18 protein-coding genes are annotated in these 22,250 nt (G+C 68.4%); 7 read left to right on the top strand and 11 right to left on the bottom strand.

Annotated elements, in window-relative coordinates; genetic code table 11:
- Positions 1-2 precede the first annotated feature (2 nt).
- Positions 3-2,675 (top strand): sugar-binding domain-containing protein, encoded by a 2,673-nt coding sequence (locus tag AB0P21_RS27270; RefSeq protein ID WP_363700050.1) that lies wholly within the window; start codon positions 3-5, stop codon positions 2,673-2,675.
- Positions 2,672-3,712 (top strand): LacI family DNA-binding transcriptional regulator, encoded by a 1,041-nt coding sequence (locus AB0P21_RS27265; protein ID WP_363700049.1) that lies wholly within the window; start codon positions 2,672-2,674, stop codon positions 3,710-3,712. Before AB0P21_RS27270 ends, AB0P21_RS27265 begins: the two co-directional genes overlap by 4 nt.
- Here the strand turns inward: AB0P21_RS27265 and AB0P21_RS27260 are convergent, their stop codons facing one another.
- The 6 genes from AB0P21_RS27260 to AB0P21_RS27235 form a co-directional block, all read right to left on the bottom strand.
- Complete coding sequence (locus AB0P21_RS27260; protein WP_363700048.1) at positions 3,713-4,348, bottom strand: LysE family translocator; 636 nt, start codon at positions 4,346-4,348, stop codon at positions 3,713-3,715.
- Positions 4,349-4,528: 180 nt separating this feature from the next.
- The gene (locus AB0P21_RS27255) at positions 4,529-5,122 is read right to left on the bottom strand and encodes an ATP-binding cassette domain-containing protein (protein ID WP_363700047.1); all 594 of its coding nucleotides are present in this window, start codon (positions 5,120-5,122) and stop codon (positions 4,529-4,531) included.
- Positions 5,116-5,922 (bottom strand): ATP-binding cassette domain-containing protein, encoded by an 807-nt coding sequence (locus tag AB0P21_RS27250; protein ID WP_363700046.1) that lies wholly within the window; start codon positions 5,920-5,922, stop codon positions 5,116-5,118. Before AB0P21_RS27250 ends, AB0P21_RS27255 begins: the two co-directional genes overlap by 7 nt.
- Entirely contained in the window at positions 5,919-6,779 is an 861-nt protein-coding gene (locus tag AB0P21_RS27245) for an ABC transporter permease (protein ID WP_363700045.1), read from the bottom strand. Before AB0P21_RS27245 ends, AB0P21_RS27250 begins: the two co-directional genes overlap by 4 nt.
- On the bottom strand, positions 6,776-7,750 hold the full coding sequence (locus AB0P21_RS27240; protein WP_363700044.1) for an ABC transporter permease: 975 nt from the start codon (positions 7,748-7,750) through the stop codon (positions 6,776-6,778). Before AB0P21_RS27240 ends, AB0P21_RS27245 begins: the two co-directional genes overlap by 4 nt.
- Positions 7,744-9,324: an ABC transporter substrate-binding protein gene (locus AB0P21_RS27235; protein WP_363700043.1), complete on the bottom strand. Its 1,581-nt coding sequence runs from the start codon at positions 9,322-9,324 to the stop codon at positions 7,744-7,746. Before AB0P21_RS27235 ends, AB0P21_RS27240 begins: the two co-directional genes overlap by 7 nt.
- A 137-nt stretch (positions 9,325-9,461) precedes the next feature.
- Between AB0P21_RS27235 and AB0P21_RS27230 the strand changes: the two genes are divergently transcribed.
- From AB0P21_RS27230 to AB0P21_RS27210, 5 genes are read left to right on the top strand one after another with little or no spacing between them, the layout of a single operon-like run.
- A complete protein-coding gene (locus AB0P21_RS27230; RefSeq protein ID WP_363700042.1) occupies positions 9,462-10,961 on the top strand; it encodes a CoA-acylating methylmalonate-semialdehyde dehydrogenase in 1,500 nt (499 codons plus the stop codon).
- A 3-nt stretch (positions 10,962-10,964) separates the two neighbouring features.
- Entirely contained in the window at positions 10,965-12,107 is a 1,143-nt protein-coding gene (locus tag AB0P21_RS27225) for an acyl-CoA dehydrogenase family protein (RefSeq protein WP_363700041.1), read from the top strand.
- Positions 12,104-13,147 carry an enoyl-CoA hydratase/isomerase family protein gene (locus AB0P21_RS27220; protein ID WP_363700040.1) on the top strand — a complete coding sequence of 348 codons (1,044 nt, stop codon included), beginning with the start codon at positions 12,104-12,106 and terminating at the stop codon, positions 13,145-13,147. The genes AB0P21_RS27225 and AB0P21_RS27220 overlap by 4 nt, the downstream gene beginning before the upstream one ends.
- Entirely contained in the window at positions 13,144-14,040 is an 897-nt protein-coding gene (mmsB, locus tag AB0P21_RS27215) for a 3-hydroxyisobutyrate dehydrogenase (RefSeq protein ID WP_363700039.1), read from the top strand. The genes AB0P21_RS27220 and mmsB overlap by 4 nt, the downstream gene beginning before the upstream one ends.
- Positions 14,037-14,813, top strand: a complete 777-nt coding sequence (locus AB0P21_RS27210; protein WP_363700038.1) for an enoyl-CoA hydratase — start codon at positions 14,037-14,039, stop codon at positions 14,811-14,813. Before mmsB ends, AB0P21_RS27210 begins: the two co-directional genes overlap by 4 nt.
- On the opposite strand, the gene metE is transcribed toward AB0P21_RS27210, so the two are convergent.
- The 5 genes from metE to AB0P21_RS27185 form a co-directional block, all read right to left on the bottom strand.
- On the bottom strand, positions 14,800-17,091 hold the full coding sequence (gene metE / locus AB0P21_RS27205) for a 5-methyltetrahydropteroyltriglutamate--homocysteine S-methyltransferase (RefSeq protein ID WP_363700037.1): 2,292 nt from the start codon (positions 17,089-17,091) through the stop codon (positions 14,800-14,802). The two genes, AB0P21_RS27210 and metE, sit on opposite strands and share 14 nt — an antisense overlap.
- A gap of 32 nt (positions 17,092-17,123) precedes the next feature.
- Positions 17,124-18,248 (bottom strand): bifunctional 2-methylcitrate synthase/citrate synthase, encoded by a 1,125-nt coding sequence (locus AB0P21_RS27200; RefSeq protein WP_363700036.1) that lies wholly within the window; start codon positions 18,246-18,248, stop codon positions 17,124-17,126.
- The gene (prpB, locus tag AB0P21_RS27195) at positions 18,245-19,144 is read right to left on the bottom strand and encodes a methylisocitrate lyase (RefSeq protein WP_363700035.1); all 900 of its coding nucleotides are present in this window, start codon (positions 19,142-19,144) and stop codon (positions 18,245-18,247) included. Before prpB ends, AB0P21_RS27200 begins: the two co-directional genes overlap by 4 nt.
- A complete protein-coding gene (locus AB0P21_RS27190) occupies positions 19,144-20,634 on the bottom strand; it encodes an MmgE/PrpD family protein (RefSeq protein ID WP_363700034.1) in 1,491 nt (496 codons plus the stop codon). The genes prpB and AB0P21_RS27190 overlap by 1 nt, the downstream gene beginning before the upstream one ends.
- Positions 20,635-20,740: 106 nt before the next feature.
- Positions 20,741-22,168 (bottom strand): short-chain fatty acyl-CoA regulator family protein, encoded by a 1,428-nt coding sequence (locus AB0P21_RS27185; RefSeq protein ID WP_363700033.1) that lies wholly within the window; start codon positions 22,166-22,168, stop codon positions 20,741-20,743.
- Between the last annotated feature and the right edge of the window lie 82 nt (positions 22,169-22,250).

Here is a 22,250-nt window from a genome sequence, read left to right as displayed (position 1 = left end):
TCATGGGTGTCTCACGGGCAGGCTGGTTCGGCCGGTTGTCGCTGGTGTTCGTGCTGCTGGTCGCCGGGTTGGTGGCGATTCCGGCGAGCGCAGTACCGGCGAAGGTTCCGCCGTTGACGACGCCTTGGACCGCGTCCGCGCTGAACGGCACGCCGCTGCCGGAGTACCCGCGGCCGCAGATGACGCGGCCGGACTGGGCGAACCTCAACGGCGAGTGGCAGTTGCAGCAGTCCACGGCTGACACCGCGCCGGTGTTCGGGGCGACGCTGCCCGAGCGGGTGAACGTGCCCTTCGCGGTGGAGACGGCGTTGTCCGGTGTCATGCGGGCGGCCAACGACAACCGCCACTACCTGACCTATCGGCGGACCTTCACCATCCCGGCGGGCTGGAGCGGCCGCCGGGTGAATCTGAACTTCGGCGCGGTCGACTGGCGGACGACGGTGTGGGTCAACGGGCAGCAGGTCGGTCAGCACACGGGTGCGTACGACTCGTTCGTCTACGACATCACTCCGCAACTGACCGGCGGGACGAACGAGCTGATCGTGCGGGTGTTCGACCCGACCGACACCGGTACGGATCGGCCGTTGCTCGGCAAGCAGACGGCGAATCCGGGCGGTCTGCTGTACACGCCGACGTCCGGGATCTGGCAGACGGTGTGGCTGGAGCCGACGCCGGTGTCGTCGATCTTCAGTGCCGACACGTACCCGAATCTCGCGAACAACACCTTGCGGACCAAGGTGTTCACCTCCGGCAACGTGGCTGGGTTCACGGTGCTCGCTGAGGCGTTGAGCGGCTCGACCGTTGTCGGCATTACCACCGGTACGCCGGGCGCCGACTTCGCCGTACCGGTTCCGAACCCGCGGCTGTGGACGCCAGAGGACCCGTACCTCTACAACCTGCGTCTGACGCTGCGCAACGCCGCCGGGCAAGTGGTCGACACGACGATGCACTACTTCGGGATGCGCGAGATCGGCATGAAGCTGATCGACGGCCGGATGATGCCGACGCTGAACGGCCAGTTCGTCTTCCAGGCCGGCACCCTCGACCAGGGCTACTGGCCCGACGGTGGGATGACGGCGCCGACCGATGCCGCCCTCGCGTTCGATCTGGAGAAGCACAAGGAGCTCGGCTTCAACATGGTGCGCAAGCACATCAAGGTGGAGTCGCAACGCTGGTACTACCACGCTGACCGGCTCGGGCTGCTGGTCTGGCAGGACATGCCGTCGCAGCGGATCGGCGCGTCCCGGACGGCCGCGCAGCTTGCTCAGCAGGAGCAGGAGATGCGGAACATCGTGGACCAGCATCGCAGCTCGCCGGCGGTGGTGATGTACGTGATCTTCAACGAGGGCTGGGGAGAGCCGTCGCCGGCGGACGTCGTACGGATCTCGGGTGCGATCAAGAGCTATGACCCGACCCGGCTGGTCAATGCGTCGAGTGGCTACAACATCACCGTCAACAACGACACCGGCGCTGGGCAGGTCGATGATCAGCACAACTATGCCGGGCCTGACTCGGGACATGCCTCGACGACCCGGATCGCGGTGAACGGCGAGTACGGCTCGCTGGCGTTGCGGACACCCGGTCACGAGTACAGCCCGAACGGCAACTACGGGTACGCCGAACTGTTCACGTCGGGTGGGGCGATGACGGATCGCTATGTCGCGATGATGACCAAGATGCAGGGGCTGATCCGGACCAAGGGCACCAGTGCGGGAGTCTTCACCGAGATCAGTGATGTCGAAGGCGAGCCGGTCGGCTTCTACACCTACGATCGGCAGGTGACGAAGTACGACTGGGGTCGCGTGCGCGCGGCGAACCTGGCGCTGATCGCCATGTCGCGCACGATGAACAACGGCGGCGGGGGCAGCCCGGCGACGGTCCACAACGAGCTGCCCGCAGGCTTCACCCAGTGCGCGACCGAGGGACAGACTTGCTCCTTCACGGGCGCACGCCAGGTCGCGTACGGTGCCGGCGGCTACTCGTACAAGACCGCGACAGCCACCACAGCCTGTACTCCGAGCGCCTTCGGCGGCGGCGACCCGGCGCCCGGCGTACTCAAGTCCTGTTATGTTGCGCCGCTGGGTGGACCGTCAGGCTGGACCCAGTGCGCGGTTGAGAACGGCAGCTGTAATCCGGGCGGTCCGGCGCGCATTGCCTATGGCAACAACGGCAAGTTCAACTACGTCACGGCGCAGGGCCCGACCGCCTGTACCAACGGGGTGTTCGGGGATGCGTTCGCCGGGGTCGCGAAGGCTTGTTATGTCGCGCCGAGCGGTGGGCCGAGTGCCGCGTGGGTCCAGTGCGGGAGCGAGGGCGCTACTTGTGCCGTCGACAGCGGCACGGTAGTCGCGTACGGGGCGAAAGGCGCGTTCAGCTACAACAGCGCGCTGGCAGGCAACGCGTCCTGCGGCAGCGCGACCTTCGGCGGCGACCCGATCGCCAACGTGGCCAAGGCTTGTTATGTCCGCAACGGTGGACCGGCCGGCTTCGGCACCACCTGTGCCGGCGAGAACGGGACCTGCACGTTCGCCGGCTTCCGCACGGTCGCGTACGGCGGCCGGGGATCCTTTGTCTACAAGTCGTTCACCGGCAGCGCGCCGTGCAACTCGTCGTTCAGCGGGTTCGACGTCGATCCGGCCTTCAAGGTCGTCAAGTCCTGCTACCTGACGCCATGACAGCGCGCAGCAGTGGTCCCGGCCGAGTCACGCTGATCGATGTGGCGACCCACGTCGGCATGTCGCGCAGCGCGGTCTCGATGGCACTTTCGGACCACCCGGAGATCGCGGCGCGTACCAAGGAACGCGTCCGGACCGCGGCGCGCGAGCTGGATTACGTCACCAACTCCGCGGGCCGCGCGCTGCGGTCGCAGTCGGCCGGATCGATCGCGCTGATCGTGCCCGACACCGGGCCGCTCACCTTCGGTCACCCGTACTTCATGCACCTGCTCGTCGGTGTCACGGAGGTCTGCAGCGGCCACGACGCCAACGTGATCATCTCGACGAACAAGGACGAGAACAGCGTCGCCGCCTACGAGCGCGTACTGCGTTCGCGAGCCGCCGACGGCGCCATCGTGACCGTCGCCAGGGTCGGCGATCCGCATCTCAGCTCGTTGGTCGACTCCGGTCTGCCTGTCGTCCTGATGGGTCGCTACCCGCAGTTCCCGGATGCCGTCAGCGTCGGCATCGACGACCTGTCCGGCGCCCGGCAGGTGACCGAGCACCTGATCACCGAGCACCAGCGCCGTCACCTGGTTCACCTCGGTGGTCCGCTGGGCCACCAGGTCACCATCGAACGCCGCAAAGGCTTCCGGCAGGCGCTCACAGCCGCCGGACTCAAGCCTACGAAGAAGGTGTGGACGGGAGACTTCAGCGAGGAGTCCGGCCGCGAACTGACCCGGCAACTGCTCGCGTCGGGGGAGCGGTTCGACGCGATCTTCGCCGCGAACGACGAGATGGCGTACGGCGCGATCGGCGTACTCCAGGCCGATGGACTCGCCGTACCGCGCGACGTGTCGGTGGTCGGCTTCGACGACTTCGGCCTCGCCCGGGTGACGACACCTGGCATCACCACGGTGCGAATCCCTGCCGAAGAACTCGCCCGGGCCGCGACGGAGCGACTCTTCCAGCTGATCGGCGGCGTCGACCCGCCGGAGCGGCACCTGACCCTGCCGCTCGAACTCATCGTCCGCGAGTCGTGCGGCTGCAACGGCTAGTCAGGCGGTCCGCGCGCTGGTGGCGATCTTGACGGCGAACCCGCCGAGCGTCGCGCCGGCGGCGATCCGCTGCACCTTCAGCACCCGCGGATGGCGCCGGAGGTACCCCGCGACCCGGGCGGCGGCGAGCACGATCAGGCCGTTGACCGTCACGGCGACCACGATCTGCAGTCCACCCAGCTGGAGAAACTGCAGCCAGGGCGCGCCGGCCCGCGGCCGGACGAACTGCGGGAGCAGGGCGCCGTACATCAAGGCGATCTTGGGGTTCAGCAGGTTGGTGACGGCACCCATCGTGAAGAGCCGCGCCGAGGAGTGCGGCGCCAGCTCCCGGACCTCGAACGGCGATCGGCCGCCCGGCCGCAGCATCTGCCAGGCGAGATACCCGAGATAGATCGCGCCGGCGAACCTGACGATGTCGTAGGTGATCGGTACTGCGCTGAAGAGCTGCCCGAGCCCGACCGCCGCCGCCAGCAAGTAGGCGCCGAAGCCGAGCGCAACCCCCGCCAGCGAGACCAGCCCGGCCCGGCGTCCCTGCGAGATCGACCGGGAGGCGAGGTAGACCATGTTGGGGCCAGGCGTCAGCACCATGCCCAGCGCGATCACCACCACCCCGGCCGCTGCCGACCAGCCGATCACGACGTCAACCCTGCGGTCGGAACTGGCTCCGCGGTGTCGCTGAGTCTGCGCATCCTCCGACCGTAGACGAGGCCGGCACCGCACCGAAGTAGCCAGTTCCCACCTACTGGCCCGCTCCCGCCTGGCAGCCCGCTGCCCTGACCAGATCGTCCCGCAGCCGGTCCAGAAAGACCCTGCCGGTCAGGGCAGCAGGATCAGCCGGTCGGTGACAGCGGCCAGCAGGTCCTGGTCGTGGGAGATGGCCAGGACGCCGATGCTGTCGGCCTCGGCACGGTCGAGCAGCAGGTGCCAGATCCGGGCCTGGGTGATCGGGTCGAGGCTGGCGCTGATCTCGTCGGCCACGATGTAGTCGGGGTGGGTGAGCAGGGCGCGGGCGAGGTTGACGCGCTGGAGTTCGCCCCCGCTGATCTCGTGTGGGAAGCGGCCGAGCCACTCCGGCCGGACCAGATCGGGGTCGACGGCCTGGAGCTCGGCCGGGTCGGCGCCACTCTCGGCGAGGATGTCGCGGACCCGCCACTGCGGGTTCATCGCGCGCTCGGGGTGTTGCAGCACGAGCTGGACCGGGTGGGCGCCGGACCGGTCGGAGTCGAGGAGGACCTCCCCGCGGTCGGGGGTGAGCAGGCCGGCGAGCAGGCGGCCGATGGTGCTCTTGCCTGAACCACTCGGGCCGCAGAGGCCGACGATCTCGCCGGGAGCGATGGACAGTGAGACGTCCTGCACGATCCACGGCCGGCGGCGGTCGTAGCGGAACCAGAGATCCTTCGCGGTCAGCACGGTTGCTCCTCTGGCAGGTGGAAGCCGTTGCCTGGCAGGGCGCGCCACAACGCTCGGGTATACGGGTTCAGTAAAGCCGCACCCTCGTCGGTGAAGGCGGCAGGGGGCGCAGTGTCGATCGTCCGGCCGTCGCGGCAGATCACCACGGTGTCGGCGACCTCGAGCGCTCCTCTGAGTTCATGGGTGATCAGTACGACGGCCCGGCCGCCGTCGGCGAGGGCACGGAACTCCCGCAGTACGCCGGCGACATCGGCCGGCGGCAGCCCGGGAGTCGGCTCGTCGGCGATGATCAAGTGCGGATCGCCCATGGTCGCCATCGTGACCAGCACCCGCCTGATCATCCCGCCGGACAGTTCGTGGGGATAGCGGCCGAGGACCTCGGGGCCGAGGCTGCGATCAGCCAGCGCGGTGGCAGCGACGCGCTGCGGGTTGTCATGCCCGGCTAGCTGCGCGGACCGGCGTACCTGACGGCCGATCGTCGCGACCGGATCGAGGTAGTCCACGGACTGTGGCAGCAGCGCGATCTCACGACCGGCCAACTGCTTCCTGGCCGCGCTGTCGATCACGGTGCCGTCATAGGTGATGGACCCGGTCTCGGCGGCGTTCGGCGGCAGCAACCCCAGCACTGCGTGCGCCAGCAGCGTCTTGCCCGCGCCGGACGCGCCGACCAGCGCGACCACCTGGCCGCGCTCGGCGGTGAGGTCCATCCCCGCCAGCGCGACGACCTCGCGTCGCCGCAGTCCCCGCTCGTACTGGACGAACGAGACCGTCAGCTCCTTGATGCTCAGCAGCGGGCTCACAGGTGGTGGCTCCGTGGATCGAGGAGGGCTCGGGTGTTCTCGCCGATGGCGTCGACGAGCTTGACGATCACCAGCAGGCACAGACCCGGCAGTACTGCGAGCCACCACGCTCCGGCGGACAGGAACCGCATCGACTCGGCCAGCAGTACGCCGATCGACGGCTCGGCCGGATCCACGCCCAGCCCGAGGAACGACAACGCGGCCTCGTGCAGAATCGCGTGCGGGAAGAGCAGCACGGTACCGACCAGGAAATGCCCGACGAGTTGCGGCGCGACGTGCCGGCGGGCGATGCACCAGCGACCTCGTCCGAGCTGTCGTGACATCGCGACGTAGTCCGACGAGACGATCTGACGGGCGTGACCACGCAGTACGCGGGCCAGGGAGGGCCAGTGCGTGACGGCCACCGCGATGATGACCGCGCGGGTGCCGCCGCCGAGGGCGAAGGCGAGCAGCACCAGCAGGACGAGATGCGGGAGCGCGAGGAAGAGATCGACCAGCCAGGTGACTGCGCGGTCGACCACCCGGCCGCCGACCGCTGCGGCGCAGGCCATCAGCATCGCCAGTACGCCGGACACCAGCGCGGCCGAGACACCCACGACCAGACTGAGCCGCAGCCCGGACAGCACCCGGGCAAGCATGTCGCGGCCGAGACGGTCTGTGCCGAAGAGGTGCTGCCACGACGGGCTCAGGTTGCGGGCCGCGAGGTCGGTGCTGCCTGCCGCGTCGACCGACAAGGTGCCGGCGACAACGACCCCGACGACCACGATCAGGGAGAGCGCGAGATAGCCGAGCGTGCGGCGTCGACGGTCGCCGAACCAGCTCTTCCGTTTGATGCCATCAGCAACTAGACCGGTCACCGGGCGACCTCGAGGGTCCGTGGATCCAGCAGGCCGTGTAGGAGATCGCCCAATTGGTTGCCGGTGTAGACGAAGACGGTGGTGAAGAGCGCGATCCCGAGCAGTAGCGGTACGTCCTGACCAAGGGCAGCAGCAGTAGTCGCGGCACCCAGTCCGGGGTACGAGAAGACTTGCTCGGCGAGCAGCGAGCCGCCGAAGAGTTCGCCCAGCGAGCTGAACTGGAGCAGCAGGGCCGGGCCGGCTGCGTTGCGGAGTACGCGGTGGATGACGAGGCCGGTGGTGCTTTCGCCTTGGGCGCGGGCGAAGGTGATGTAGTCGCTGGACATCGCGACGGCCACCGCCTGCCGGGTGTGCAGGACCACCGGCGCGATGCCGACCAGGCTCAGGGTGACGGCCGGAAGAAGAAGATGGTGCAGGCGGTCGAGGATGCCGACCTCGCTGGCGAGTTGCCCGACCGGTACCGCGCAGCACACGGGCGTCCACTGCAAAGAGACAGAGAACGCGTAGAGCAGGAGCAGGCCGACCCAGAAGGTCGGCGCGGACGCCAGTGTGTAAGCCCACCAGGTGATCGCCCGGTCGGCGATCCGGCCGCGGTGCAGACCGGCGACGAGGCCGAGGCCGAACCCGATCACGCCGGACAGGCACCATGCCACGGCCATCAGGGCCAGGCTGGTCAGGAACTTGCCGGCGATCACGTCCGCGACCGGCTGGTTGAAGGTGTGCGACTGGCCGAGATCGCCGCGGACGACCTGCGCCACCCAACTGCCGAAACGCTCGAGTGGCGGATCGTTCAGCCCCCAGCGCTCGGCGATCTGCGCGCGCTGCTCCGGGCCGATCGCCGCGATGTCCGCGCCGACGTAGGCATCCACCGGATCGACCGGCGAGCCCATCATCAGTGCGAACGACGCGGCGGCGACCGCGACCAGCAGGAACAGCAGCCGGACCAGTCGGCCGAGGAGGTTGGTCAGCAAGTCCAGCGCCAGCCGGTGATGCCGGCCGTGATCGGCCAGCCGTGGCCGTGTGGCTCGATCTGCGGCTTGCCGATGTCCAGGCAGTCGCTGACGAAGTAGGTGTGCTGGAGATTCACCAGCCAGGCCCAGGCAGCGTCACCCGACGGACCGAAGCCGTTGCCGTCGGCATCGCGCTGCGCGGCCTTCCAGTAGTTCGTCGCAGCGTCCTGGTCGGTCGCGCCGAGCGCGGCGTCGAGGTTCTTCTGGACGGCCGGGTTCGAGTAGTACCCGGCGTTCCAGTACTCCGTACCGGCCTGCGTCGACGAGTACAGGTTGTACATCTCGCTCGGGTCGTGGCTGCCCCAGCCGAACAGCACGGCGTCGACGTGCTTGCGCTTGTCTATGACGTCCCAGCTCACGCCCTGCGCCTTGAGTTGGATGCCGATCGGCTTGAGCATGTCGGCGACGCTGAGCGCGAGGCCCTGCCGCAGCGTGTCGTCGGCCGGGTAGAGCAGCGTGAAGGCCGCCTTGACTCCGTTGCGCTCGCGGACGCCGTTGCGATCGACCCAGCCCGCCGCGTCCAGGATCGCTTTGGCCTTGGCCGGGTCGTTGCTCCGGATCGCGGAGGACGGCTCGTACCACGGCAGTCCGTCGACCGGCCCGGTCGCGGGGGAGCCGTACCCCTCCAGGATGCCTTCCACCAGGGCGTCGCGGTTCACCGCGTAGTTGACGGCCTGCCGGATGGCCTTGTCGGAGGTGACGTTGTTGCCGATCGGCAGACCGTCCTTCGACTTCTTGCCGGTGTCGGGGACGGTGGGGAACATCAGTCCGCGGTTGTCGACCGACTTCACCGGGATCAGCTTCATCCCCGGCGCGGTGGTCTTGGCCAGGCCGGAGGGCACGGAGGCGATCGACACCTGACCGGCCTTCGCGGCGGCCAGCGTCGCGTCCTCGGCGGTGAAGGTGAACACGACTCGCTCGAAGGCCGGCTTGGTGCCGTAGTACGCGTCGTTGCGCTGCACGATCAGTTGCTGGCCCTCGTCCCACTGGACGAAGGTGAAGGGGCCGGAGCCGATCGGCTTGCGCGCGTAGTCCTTGCCGTGGGCATGTTTCGGCACGATGCCCAGGGAGATCAGCCGGTTGACGAAGGTGCTCTGCGGCTTGCTGAGCCGCAGCTCGACGGTGTCGTTGTCAATGGCAACAGCTTTGGAGAGGGCGGTGACGTCGGTCAGGCCGCCGCTCTTGGCGGCGGTGGTGAAGGTGTAGGCAACGTCTTCGGCGGTCACCGGCTTGCCGTCGCTGAACTTGGCGTCGTCGCGGAGGTCGACGGTCCAGACCAGCCCGTCGGCGCTGACCGTGTGCCTGGTGGCGAGGTCGTTGACGATCTTGAGGTCGGCGTCCCGGGCCAGCAGCGTCGACTGGAACAGCGGAGCGCCGTACCGGCCCCAGCCGAGCGTCGGGTCGTAGCCGTCCTCCGACTCACCGCCGATCGCCAGGCGTAGCTCCTTCGGGGTACTGCCTCCGGCGTCGACACCTGAGGTGCATCCGGTCAGTACCGCCGCGCCAACAAGGACTGCACACCATCTTCTGAGCACGGAGGGAACCTATGTCCAGATGCGACTGGATCGCAAGTGATGAATCAGGAGTGCTCAACGTCACGGAGAATTACTAGGACGTCCAGCTATATAGTCGGCCGTCCTAGTAGTTGAGCCGCGAGTACGGGAGTGACACGTTGAGTAACGAGCTGAGCCATTTCGTGGCCGGGCAGCACATCGCGGGGACGTCGGGGCGGTTCGCCGACGTCTTCGATCCCAACACCGGTGGTGTGCAGGTGCGGGTCCCGTTGGCGAGCAAGGCCGAGGTCGTGGCAGCGATCGACGACGCCGAGCGGGCTCAGCTCGAGTGGGCCGCCTGGAACCCGCAGCGCCGGGCCCGGGTGCTGCTGCGGTTCCTCGACCTGGTGAACCGGGACATGGAGTCGCTGGCCCGGACGCTGTCCAGCGAGCACGGCAAGACCGTGCCGGACGCCAAGGGCGACATCCAGCGTGGGCTCGAGGTGATCGAGTTCGCCGCCGGCGGGCCGCACCTGCTGAAGGGTGAGTTCACCAGCGGCGCCGGCACCGGTATCGACGTGTACTCGATGCGCCAGCCGCTCGGAGTGGTGGCCGGCATCACGCCGTTCAACTTCCCGGCGATGATCCCGCTCTGGAAGGCCGGACCGGCGCTTGCCGCCGGCAACTCGTTCATCCTCAAGCCGTCCGAGCGGGACCCCTCGGTGCCGCTGCGGATCGCCGAACTGTTCCTCGAGGCCGGGCTGCCGGCCGGGGTGTTCAACGTCGTCAACGGCGACAAGGAAGCGGTCGACACGCTGCTGGAGGACGAGCGGGTCCGGGCAGTCGGCTTCGTCGGGTCGACCCCGATCGCGCAGTACATCTACGAGACCGCGGCTGCCAACGGCAAGCGCGCGCAGTGCTTCGGTGGCGCCAAGAACCACATGATCGTGATGCCGGACGCCGATCTCGACGATGTCGCCGACGCGCTGATCGGGGCCGGCTACGGCTCGGCCGGTGAGCGCTGCATGGCGATCTCGGTCGCCGTACCGGTCGGGCAGGAGACCGCCGACGCGCTGGTCGCGAAGCTCAAGGAGCGGATCGCGGAGCTGACCGTCGGCCACAGCCTGGACGAAAAGGCCGACTACGGGCCGCTCGTCACCGCCGAGGCCCGGCAGCGCGTGATCGACTACATCGGCGCCGGTGTCGAGGAAGGCGCCGAGCTGCTGGTCGACGGGCGTGACTTCACGCTGGCCGGCCACGAGTCGGGCTTCTTCCTCGGCCCCACGCTCTTCGACAAGGTGAAGCCCGGGATGCGGATCTACGACGAGGAGATCTTCGGCCCGGTGCTGGTGGTGGCCCGCGCCGACACGTACGAGGACGCGCTGCGGCTGCCGAGCGAGCACGAGTACGGCAACGGCGTCTCGATCTTCACCCGTGACGGTGACACCGCCCGCGACTTCACCGCCCGGGTGAACGTCGGCATGGTCGGCGTCAACGTGCCGATCCCGGTGCCGATCGCGTACCACACGTTCGGCGGCTGGAAGCGGTCCGGTTTCGGCGACCTGAACCAGCACGGCCCGGACTCGTTCCGCTTCTACACCAAGACCAAGACGGTGACCTCGCGGTGGCCGTCCGGCGCCAAAGAGGGCGCCAGCTTCGTGATCCCGACGATGAGCTGACCGATGGCCGCGGAGAACGAAGAACTGCAGGCGATCGCCCGGGAGGTCCGCAAGTTCGCCGAGAGCGAGCTGGCGCCGAACGCGGTCGAGTGGGACCAGACCAAGCACTTCCCGGTCGACGTACTGCGTCGCGCCGGTGACCTCGGGCTGGGTGGCATCTGCGTCGGCGAGGACGTCGGTGGCTCCGGTCTGGGCCGGCTCGACGCGGTCACCATCTTCGAGGAGCTGGCTCGCGGCGACACCACGATCGCGGCGTACGTCTCGATCCACAACATGGTGACGGCGATGATCGACAAGGCCGGGACGGACGAGCAGCGGCAACGCTGGGTGCCGAGACTGGCCAGCATGGAGGGCCTGGGTAGCTACTGCCTGACCGAGCCCGACGCTGGGTCGGACGCCGGGGCGCTGCGCACCACCGCGCGCCGCGACGGCGACGGGTACGTGCTCGACGGGGTGAAGCAGTTCATCTCCGGCGCCGGCACCTCCAGCGTGTACGTCGTGATGGCACGCACCGGCGAGGCCGGGCCGCGCGGCATCACCGCCTTCATCGTGCCCGGCGACGCCGTCGGCCTGTCGTTCGGCGTCAACGAACGCAAGATGGGCTGGCATGCGCAGCCCACCCGGCAGGTCGTCCTCGACGGAGTACGGGTGCCTGCGGAGCAGCGGCTCGGCGCCGAGGGCGAGGGCTTCGGGATCGCGATGCGCGGTCTCAACGGCGGCCGGCTCAACATCGCCGCCTGCTCGCTGGGCGGCGCGCAATGGGCGCTCGAACAGGCCGTCCGGCACCTGCAGACCCGTACGGCGTTCGGCGCGCCGCTGATCACCCAACAGGCGTTGGTGTTCCGGCTCGCCGACATGGAGACCGAGTTGCAGGCGTCGAGGTGTCTGCTGCACCACGCGGCCAAGGCGCTGGACGACGACGCGACCGACGCGGTGAAGCTGTGCGCGATGGCCAAGCAGTTCGTCACCGACGCGGCGTTCACGGTCGCCAACACGGCGCTGCAGCTGCACGGCGGCTACGGCTACCTCAGTGAGTACGGCATCGAGAAGGTCGTTCGCGACCTGCGGGTGCACCAGATTCTCGAAGGCACCAACGAGATCATGCGAATGATCGTCGGACGCGCCCTGGTGGAGGAGGCAGCATGAACGACGAAGCTCCGGTTCTGTTCAGCCGTACCGGCCGGGTGGGACACATCGTCCTCAACCGGCCGAAGGCGATCAACGCGCTGACGCTCGAGATGGTCAGGCTGATCCAGACGACGCTGGACCGGTGGGCCGAGGACGCCGAGGTGCAGACCGTCGTACTGACCGGCAGTGGTGAGCGCGGTCTGTGCGCGGGAGGCGACATCGTCTCCCTGTACGAGGACGGGCGCGCCGGTGGCACCGAGTCACTCGACTTCTGGGCCGAGGAGTACCGGCTCGATGCGACGATCGCCGACTACCCGAAGCCCTTCGTGGCGATCATGGACGGCATCGTGCTCGGTGGCGGGATCGGGCTGTCGGCGCACGCCGATGTCCGGGTGGTGACCGAGCGGTCGAAGATCGGGATGCCCGAGACCGGGATCGGCTTCTTTCCCGATGTCGGCGGCACCTATTTGTTGTCACGCGCGCCCGGGGAGCTCGGTACGCACCTCGCGCTGACGGCCGGTTCGGTCCGCGCGGGTGACGCGATCGCGGTGGGGTTGGCGGATTGGTACGTGCCGAGCGATCGGCTGCCGGCCTTGATCGCCGACCTTGCGACAAAGGCGCCGGCGGAGGCACTTGCCGCGGTGGCCGAGACGGCGCCGGAGTCCGCGCTACTGGCCGAGCGTGAGTGGATCGACGCGGCGTACGAAGGCGATGACGCGTCGAAGATCCTTGCCCGGCTGGAGTCCTCGGACCTGGAGGCGGCACGGCAGGCGGCCGGAGTACTGGTCGCGAAGTCGCCGACCTCGGTCAAGGTGACGCTGCGGGCGTTGCGGAGCGCGGCTGACCTGCCGACGCTGCGGGAGGCGCTGGATCAGGAGTACCGGTTGTCGGCGCGCTTCCACGGCTCGCACGACTTCCTTGAAGGCGTCCGGGCTCAGGTGATCGACAAAGACCGCAATCCGCACTGGGTGCCGTCGTCCATCGACGAGGTCTCGGAGGAGACCGTGGCCGCCTATTTCGTTTCACTTGGCAACGATGAGCTGGGGAGTGCACTGTGACGGCGATCGGCTTTATCGGACTCGGCAACATGGGCGGCCCGATGGCCGCGAACCTGGTCAAGGCGGGCTTCACCGTCACGGGCTTCGACCCGGTCGACGCAGCGCGGGCCGCGGCGGAGGCGGCGGACGTAGTACTGGCTGCTTCTCCGGCCGAGGCAGTGGTCGCAGCAGACGTGGTGATCACGATGCTGCCGAGTGGGAAGCACGTGCTCGACGTCTACCAGGGTGACGATGGTCTGCTGGCGGCGGCGCCGGCCGGTGCGTTCTTCGTCGACTGCTCGACGATCGCTGTGTCGGATGCCCGCGAGGCTGCCGCTCTGGTGGTGAAGGCCGGGCATCGCGCACTGGACGCACCTGTGTCCGGTGGAGTCGTGGGTGCCGCGGCCGGCACGCTGACGCTGATGGTCGGCGCGCTGCCCGACGACCTGGCCGCAGTACGCCGGATCCTTGAGCCGATGGCCGGCCGCATCGTGCACTGCGGTGAGCCGGGCGCCGGGCAGGCGGCGAAGATCTGCAACAACCTGATCCTCGGCATCTCGATGATCGGCGTCAGCGAGGCCTTCGTACTGGGCGAGAAGCTCGGCCTGACCCACCAGGCCCTGTACGACGTGACCTCCACCGCGTCCGGCCAGTGCTGGGCGTTGACCACCAACTGCCCGGTACCCGGCCCGGTGCCGGCCAGCCCGGCCAACCGCGACTACCAGCCGGGCTTCGCTGCGCCGCTGATGGCGAAGGACCTCGGTCTTGCCATCCAGGCCGCCGAGAGCACCGGTACGACGTCCAACCTCGGCGCGCTGGCCGCTGCCCTCTACCGGGAGTTTGCCGACGGCAACGGTGCTCGGCTGGACTTCTCGGCGATCGTGAACGAGATCCGCGACGGGAGCGCCGCATGAGCGACTACGAGAACATCATCGTCACCCGCGACGGGCGGACCGCGACGATCACGCTGAACCGCCCGAAGGCGCTGAACGCGCTGAACGAGGCGCTGATGCACGAGGTCGTTGCCGCGGCCACAGAACTGGACAGTGACCGCGGGGTCGGCGCGATCGTCATCACCGGGTCGGAGCGCGCGTTCGCCGCGGGCGCCGACATCAAGGAGATGCAGGCGCAGTCCTACCAGGACATGTACCTGTCGGACTGGTTCACCGCCTGGGACCGGCTCGCCGCCGTCCGGACGCCGCTGATCGCGGCCGTCAGCGGGTACGCGCTCGGTGGTGGCTGTGAGCTGGCGATGATCTGCGACATCCTGATCGCTGCCGACTCGGCCAAGTTCGGCCAGCCCGAGATCACCCTCGGCGTCATCCCGGGCATCGGCGGCTCGCAGCGGTTGACCCGGGCGATCGGCAAGGCCAAGGCGATGGACCTGATCCTCACCGGTCGCACGATCGGCGCGGACGAGGCCGAACGCGCCGGGCTGGTGTCCCGCGTCGTACCGGCCGACACGCTGCTGGCTGAAGCGGCCGAGGTGGCCCACAAGATCGCCGAGATGTCGTTGCCGGCCGTCTATGTGGCGAAGGAGGCCGTCAATCGGGCCTTCGAGTCATCGCTTGCCGAAGGCATCTTGTTCGAACGGCGCACCTTCCATGCGACGTTCGCGCTGGACGACCGGACCGAGGGCATGACCGCCTTCGTCGAGAAGCGCAAGCCGAAGTTCACCCACCGCTGAGTTCGTTGCGCACCTGGTGAGTGGCCGTCACCAGGTTGGTGAGTGCCTCTCTGACCTCGGGCCAGGCGCGAGTCTTCAGGCCGCAGTCCGGGGTGACCCAGAGGCGTTCGGCTGGGATGAGGGTGAGCGCCTCCCGAAGCAGGGAGGCGATCTCCTCGGCGCTCGGGACGCGTGGTGAATGTACGTCGTACACGCCGAGCCCGACGGCGCGCGGGAAGTCGGGGGTGCCCAGTTTGTGGGCGATCGCCAGGTGGGAGCGGGCGGCTTCGAGGCTGACCACGTCGGCGTCCATCTCGGCGATCGCGGCGAGGATGTCGCTGAATTCGGCGTAACACATGTGGGTGTGGATCTGCGTGGTCGGCCGGACCCGGTTGGTGGTGAGCCGGAAGGCTTCGGTGGCCCAGGCGAGGTAGGCGGCGCGGTCTGCCTGCCGGAGCGGGAGGGCTTCGCGTAGGGCAGGTTCGTCGACCTGGATGATCGCGATGCCGGCGATCTCGAGGTCCACCACCTCGTCCCGGAGGGCGAGTGCGACCTGGCGAGCGGTGGCGGTGATGGGCTGGTCGTCGCGGACGAACGACCGGGCCAGCATGGTGACCGGGCCGGTGAGCAGGCCCTTCACCGGCCGACTGGTCTGACTCTGCGCGTACTTCGTCCAGCGGGATGTCAGCTGGACGGAACGGTAGACATCGCCGGCCAGGATCGGCGGCCTGACATAGCGGGTGCCGTAGGACTGGACCCAGCCCTGCCGGGTGGACACGAAGCCTGCCAGTTGCTCGGCGAGATGCTGGACCAGGTCGTCTCGCTCCGGTTCGCCGTGCACGGCGACGTCCAGACCGGCTTCCTCCTGGAACGCCAGCACAGTGCGGATCTCGGCTTCGATGCGTTCGTCGTACCGCGCCTGGTCGATCCGGTCGTGCAGCAGGTCGGCGCGGGCTGCGCGGAGCTCGTCGGTTTGAGGGAACGAGCCGATGGTGGTGGTCGGCAGGAGGGGCAGGTCGAGCGCGGCTTGCTGCACGGCCCGGCGTTCGGCGTACGGGGTGGCGCGGTGGGTGTCGGTCGGGCGGATGGCGGCGAGGCGGGAGCTGACGTGCGCCTTGTTGGTCAGCGGCGACTGGTTCCGGGCTCGGAAGGCTGCGTGGTTGGCTTCGAGTTGGGGCGCGATCGCGGTGGGGCCGTCGGTGAGGCCTTGTTTGAGGATCGAGAGTTCGCGGACCTTCTGGCGGGCGAAGGCGAGCCAGGGGCGGACCTCGGGGTCCAGGTCGGTCTCGGCGTCGAGGTCGATGGGGACGTGCTGGAGGGAGCAGGAGGCCGCGACGTCGAGCTGGTCGGTCAGTTCGGTCAAGCGGGTCAGGGTGTTGAGCGACTGGGCGAGGTCTGCGGCCCAGACGTTGCGGCCGTCGATGATGCCTGCGACCAGGCGTTTGCCGTTGAGCTGGGTGAGAGCTTCGAGGTTGGCGGCGGCGGGGCCGGTGAAGTCGATGGCCAGGCCCTCGACGGGGGCCGCGGTCAGGATCGGGAGTGCTTCGCCGAGTTGGTCGAAGTACGAGGCGATGAGGAGTTTGGGGCGCGTGGTCAGGTTGCCGAGGAAGTCGTAGGTCCGGCGGGTTGCGTCGAGTTCTTCGGCGGTGCGGTCCTGGACCAGGGCCGGCTCGTCGAGCTGGACCCATTCGGCGCCCGCCTGCTGCAGGTCGGCGAGGATCTCGGCGTAGATCGGTAGCAGTTGGTCTAGCAGTGATAGTGGCGTGAAAGAGGACGGCGCCTCAGGGCTGGGCTTGGCGAGCAGGAGGAAGGTGATTGGGCCGATCAGCACGGGACGGGCCGACAGGCCAAGGGCCAGAGCTTCCGTCAGTTCGCTTGTCTGCTTGCTGGAGTCGGCCGTGAAGGTGGTGTCCGGACCGAGCTCGGGGACCAGGTAGTGGTAGTTGGTGTCGAACCACTTGGTCAGCTCGAGCGGCGCCAGTTCGCCGGTGCCGCGGGCCATCGCGAAGTACGTGTCGAGCGGGTCGTCGGTGCGGTACCGCTGCGGGGTGGCGCCGACCATCACGGTGGTGTCGAGCAGGTGGTCGTAGTACGAGAAGTCGCCGGTGGGTACCTCGTCGATGCCGTCGGCAACGAGTTGCTGCCAGCCGGCGGCCCGAAGCTCGGCGGCCGTCCGGTGCAGCTCCGGCGCGGTCACCACGCCTTGCCAGTAGCCTTCGACCGCCTTCTTCAGCTCACGGTGCGGACCCTGACGCGGGTAGCCGTACACAGTGGACCGGGCGGGCGTGGTGACCTTCAAGCAAGCTCTCCTTCACGGGCTGGTGGCAGGGATCAGCCTACGCAATCGGGCACCTTGCGCTGCTCCGGGCCGATGTAGCTGCTCAACGGGCGGATCAGCGCGTTGGACTCCAACTGCTCCATCACGTGGGCGGTCCAGCCGGTGATCCGGCTCATCACGAACAGCGGGGTGAAGATCGGGATGTCGAATCCCATCAGCTGGTAGACCGGGCCGGTCGGGTAGTCCAGATTGGGATGGATGCCCTTCTGCTCCAGCATCGCCGCGGCCAGTGCGTCGTACGTCGCCATCAGGTCGTCGGCCTCGCCGTGCGCGGTCAGGTTGCGCAGCTCGGCGGTCATGGTCGGCACCCGGGAGTCGCCGCTCTTGTAGACGCGGTGGCCGAAGCCCATGATCTTGCGCTGGTCGGCAAAGGCCCGCTCGAGCCAGCTGTCGACGTTCGACGCGTCGCCGATCTCGGCCAGCAGGTGCATGACGGCTTCGTTGGCGCCGCCGTGCAACGGGCCCTTGAGTGCGCCGATCGCGGCGGTGACCGCGCTGTAGATGTCGGACAGGGTCGAGGTGACCACGCGGGCGGTGAAGGTGGAGGCGTTGAAGCTGTGCTCGGCGTACAGGATCATCGACACCTCGAAGGCCCTGACCAGCTCGGCCGACGGGACCTGGCCGAAGCACATCTGCAGGAAGTTCTCGGCGTACCCGAGGGTGGCGTCGGGCAGGATCGGGTCGAGTCCGCGCCGGCGCCGTTGCTCGTAGGCCACGATGGTCGGCAGCTTGGCGAACATGTCGATCGACTTCACCAGGTTGTGGTCGCGATCGTCCAGGCCCTCGGTCGGGTCGTCCGCGCCGAGGTAGCTGATCGCGGTACGCAGTACGTCCATCGGGTGGCAGTCCTCGGGCAGCCTGGCCAGCGCACCCGAGACCGTGCGGCCGAGCGTACGGCGGCTGCGCTCGAGCTGCCGGAATTCGGCCAGCTCAGCGACGTTCGGCAATTCGCCGTGCCACAGCAGCCAGGCGACTTCCTCGAAGCTGCAGGACGCGGCCAGCTCCTGCACGGGGTAGCCGCGGTAGGTCAGCGAGTTGGTCTCCTGGTTGACCATGGAGATGCTGGTGGTGTCGACGACGACGCCGGCGAGTCCACGGAAGATGGCTGTCGTGGTCATGGCTTCTCCTGCCCAGTGGGGATCGTGAAGTTGAAGACGGACTCGTCCAGCCGGCTGTACTCGGCATAACCCAGTACGTCGTACAGCCGGGCGCGGGTCTGCATGTCCGGGACCAGATGCGCCTGGGTGCCGACGGTGGCGATGCTGTCCAGCGCCCGCTCGATCGCACCCAGCGCGATCCGCAGCAAGGTGACCGGGTAGATCACCAGGCTGACCCCGGCACTGGCCAGCTGCTTGGTGGTGAACAGCTCGCTCTTCCCGAACTCGGTCATGTTGGCGAGGATCGGTACGTCGACCGCTTTGCGGAACGTCTCGAACTCGTGCAGGTCGGTCAGCGCCTCAGGGAAGACCAGATCGGCGCCGGCCTCGACATAGGCCTTGGCCCGGTCGATCGCGGCGTCGAGACCCTCGATCGCCCGGGCATCGGTGCGGGCACAGATGACGAAGTTCGGGTCGGTCCGTGCACCGACGGCAGCCCGGATCCGGCGGACCATCTCGTCGGTGCTGACGACCGACTTGCCGTCCAGATGGCCGCAGCGCTTGGGATTGACCTGGTCCTCCAGATGGCAGGCCGCGACTCCGGCCGCCTCCAGCGACTGGATCGTGCGGGCCACGTTCATCGGCTCGCCGAAGCCGGTGTCTGCGTCGATGAAGGTCGGCAGGTTGGTGACCGAGCTGATGTCGCGACCGCGTTCGGAGACCTCGGTGAGAGTGGTCAGCCCGATGTCCGGCAGACCTCGCTCAGCGGCCAGGACCGCGCCGGAGATGTAGACGCCCTCGAACCCCCGCTCCTCGATGAGCTTGGCCGTGATGGGCGTGAAGGCTCCGGGGAAGCGCAGCAGCCGACCTGAGGCGAGGCCTTCTCGGAGCGCGATGCGGCTTTGGGTACCCGTCATCAGAACAGACCTTCCGGGGCCACTGCCAGCTTGGTGTCGTCGACGGTCACCGTCAGCTGGCGAACCTCTGCCGCGGTCAGCTCTGGCAGCCGTTGGACGAGGTCGAGGAAGCGTCGCTGCTCCTGCCCCGAAACGATGCCGGAAGCAAGCGTCTGGAACTTGTCGACGTAGTTGGGTCGAGAGAACGGTCGCGCGCCACGCGGGTGTGCGTCGGCGACTCCCAGCTCGTCGGCCACCACGGTGCCGTCAGTCAGCGTGATCTCGACGCGACCGCCGAACTCGGGCTCGGTGGCGTGGTACCGCCGGGTCCACTCGGGATCCTCGACAGTCGTGATGCGGTGCCACAGGTCGACGGTGTCGGGGCGATTGGCTCGCTCCGGCGCGTAGGAGTCGACGTGGTGCCAGCTGCCGTCCTGCAACGCGACGGCGAAGATGTACATGATCGAGTGGTCGAGTGTCTCGCGGCTGGCTCGCGGGTCCAGCTTCTGCGGATCGTTGGCGCCGGTGCCGATCACGTAGTGCGTGTGATGGCTGGTGCGGATCAGGACGGAATCGATCTTGCTCAGGTCGGCGATCCGGGTCCGCAGTCGGCGAGCAAGGTCGATCAGCGCCTGGCTCTGGTACTCCGCGGAATGCTCTTTGGTGTACGTGCGCAGAATGGCCTCCTTCGCCTCACCTGGCGCGGGCAACGGCACCGTGTACTCCGCGTCCGGGCCGCTCAGCAGCCAGGCGATGAGGCCGTCTTCACCTTCGTAGATCGGCGACGGCGCGCCTTCGCCCCGCAGCGCGCGGTCCATCGCCTCGATCGCGACCTTGCCGGCGAAGGCGGGCGCATACGCCTTCCAACTGGAGATCTCGCCCTTGCGGGACTGTCTCGTGGTGGTCGTCGTGTGCAGGGCCTGGCCGATCGCTTGGTAGATGACCTCCGGCCGGGCATCGAGCAGCGTGCCGAGACCTGCCGCCACCGACGGGCCGAGATGGGCGATGTGGTCGATCTTGTGCTCGTGCAGGCAGATCCCGGTCACCAGGTCGACCTGCACCTCGTACCCAGTGGCGATCGCGCGCAGAAGCTGGTTGCCATCGGCACCAATGTGTTGGGCGACCGCGAGCAGCGGCGGGATGTTGTCGCCGGGGTGCGAGTAGTCGGCGGCCAGGAAGGTGTCGTGATAGTCGAGCTCACGAACCGCCACCCCGTTGGCATAAGCGGCCCACTCCGGCGAGACCCGTACGTCGGAGGTCGCGCCGATCACCGCCGCGCCACGGGACCGGGGGTGGGCCAGCGCCTGACCTCTGGCCGCGATCACCGGCTTGCGGTTGACCGAGGCAACGGCCACCGAGGCGTTGTCGATGATGCGGTTGACAACCATCTCGGCCACGTCGGCGCGGACCGCGACCGGGTCGGCCGCGACCTCCGCGAGCCGCCAGGCGAGCTGCTCCGACCGGGGGAGCGCGGCGCTGCTGGGGTGGACGCGAACGGGGTGCTCGATCAAGGGTCAGTCCTTCGCCTCGGGGTGAGGTTTCGACGTTGTCACCCGGCGAAGGGTTGCGAAAGAGAGCCAAGGTGCGAAGTGTTGAAAGCCAAGATTCGCAACCGGCTCAGCGCAGTACCGGCCTGATGCCGAGTGGGTACGGCACGAAGGTGCTGCGGTTCGCGTCGACATTCAGCGGGTGCCCGATCGGTGGCGCCGCTCGCTGTGGGCAGCGGGGCCGGTCGCAGGTCTTGCAGCCGGGGCCGATCGGCATTGCCGAGGACCGGTCGCTGAGGTCGAGACCGTCGGCGTACACCAGCCGGCCGGCCTGGCGGATCTCGCAGCCAAGGCCGATTGCGAAGGTCTTCGCAGGCTGGCCGTAGCCGCCGCGGCTGCGGGTGAGGGAACGGGCCACCCACAGATAGCGCTGACCGTCCGGCATCTCGGCGACCTGGGTGATCACCTGGCCTGGCGCGGCGAAGGACTCGTAGACGTTCCACAGTGGGCAGGTGCCGCCGCTGCGGGAGAAGTGGAAACTGGTGGCGGACTGGCGTTTGGAGATGTTCCCGGCCCGGTCGACCCGGACGAAGATGAACGGCACGCCGCGCAGGCCGGGGCGCTGCAGCGTGCTGAGCCGATGCGCGATCGTCTCGTAGCTGACGCCGAAGTGGTCGGCCAGCAGCTCTACGTCGTACCGGAAGCGTTCGGCGGCCTGGAAGAACGGCGTGTACGGGAGGATGAACGCGCCGGCGAAATGGTTGGCCAGGCCGATCCGCGCGAGCTGGCGGGTCTGGTCGTCCTCCCAGGTCTGGGTGTCGAGCAGCTCGTCGATCAGCGGCTGCGCCTCCAGGAAGGCCAGCTGGGTCGCCATTCGGAAAGCTTGCTGACCGGCTTGCAGGTGGGACGAGAAGTACAACGCTCGTTGCGACTGCTCGTAGTGGTGGAGTTCGCTGACGTCGGCCTCGGGCTCGCCGCGGCCGCGGATCGCGACCCGGATGTCATGTGTCTCGGCGAGGTAGTCGCGAAGCTTGCCGCGTACTTCGCCGCGCCGCGTGCCGATCTCCTTCGCCGAGACCTCGGCCGCGCGGTCGAGCGAGTCGAAGTAGTTCTGGTGGCGGTAGAAGAAGTCGCGGACCAGTTCGTGCGGGCTCGTGGTGGGCGAGTCGGTGCGGCTGTCGGTCACGGTGCCGAGGTGTTCGCTGACCTCGCGGTGCCGCCGGTACAGCCCGATCACCGCCTCGGCGACCTCGGGCATCGAGCTGACCAGCTGCTGCAGATCGGTGGCCGAGACCGGGTTCCCGCTCGGGCCGGTGGGCAGCGCCTCGCGCAGCTCGGCCAGCTGCCGGGCGGAGTCCTGGGGAGCGAAGAACGTCGGGTCGATCCCGAAGACCTCGGTCAGCCGGACCAGCACGGGGACGGTCAGCGGCCGGGTGTCGTGCTCGATCTGGTTGAGGTAGCTGGGGGAGATGGCCAGCACCCGGGCCAGGCCGACCTGGCTCATCGCGCGGTCCTGGCGCAGCCGCTTGAGCCGGCTGCCCGCGAACACCTTGTCCATGCTCCAAACTACAACGGATCAGCGAATCCATGTCTTCGCAAAATTCGCAATTCGCGGCGTCCGCGTTGTCGGAACTTGGCAG

The sequence above is a fragment of the Kribbella sp. NPDC056861 genome (genome assembly GCF_040687575.1).
Lineage (GTDB): Bacteria > Actinomycetota > Actinomycetes > Propionibacteriales > Kribbellaceae > Kribbella.
This window is presented reverse-complemented; position numbering and strand designations above follow the sequence as displayed.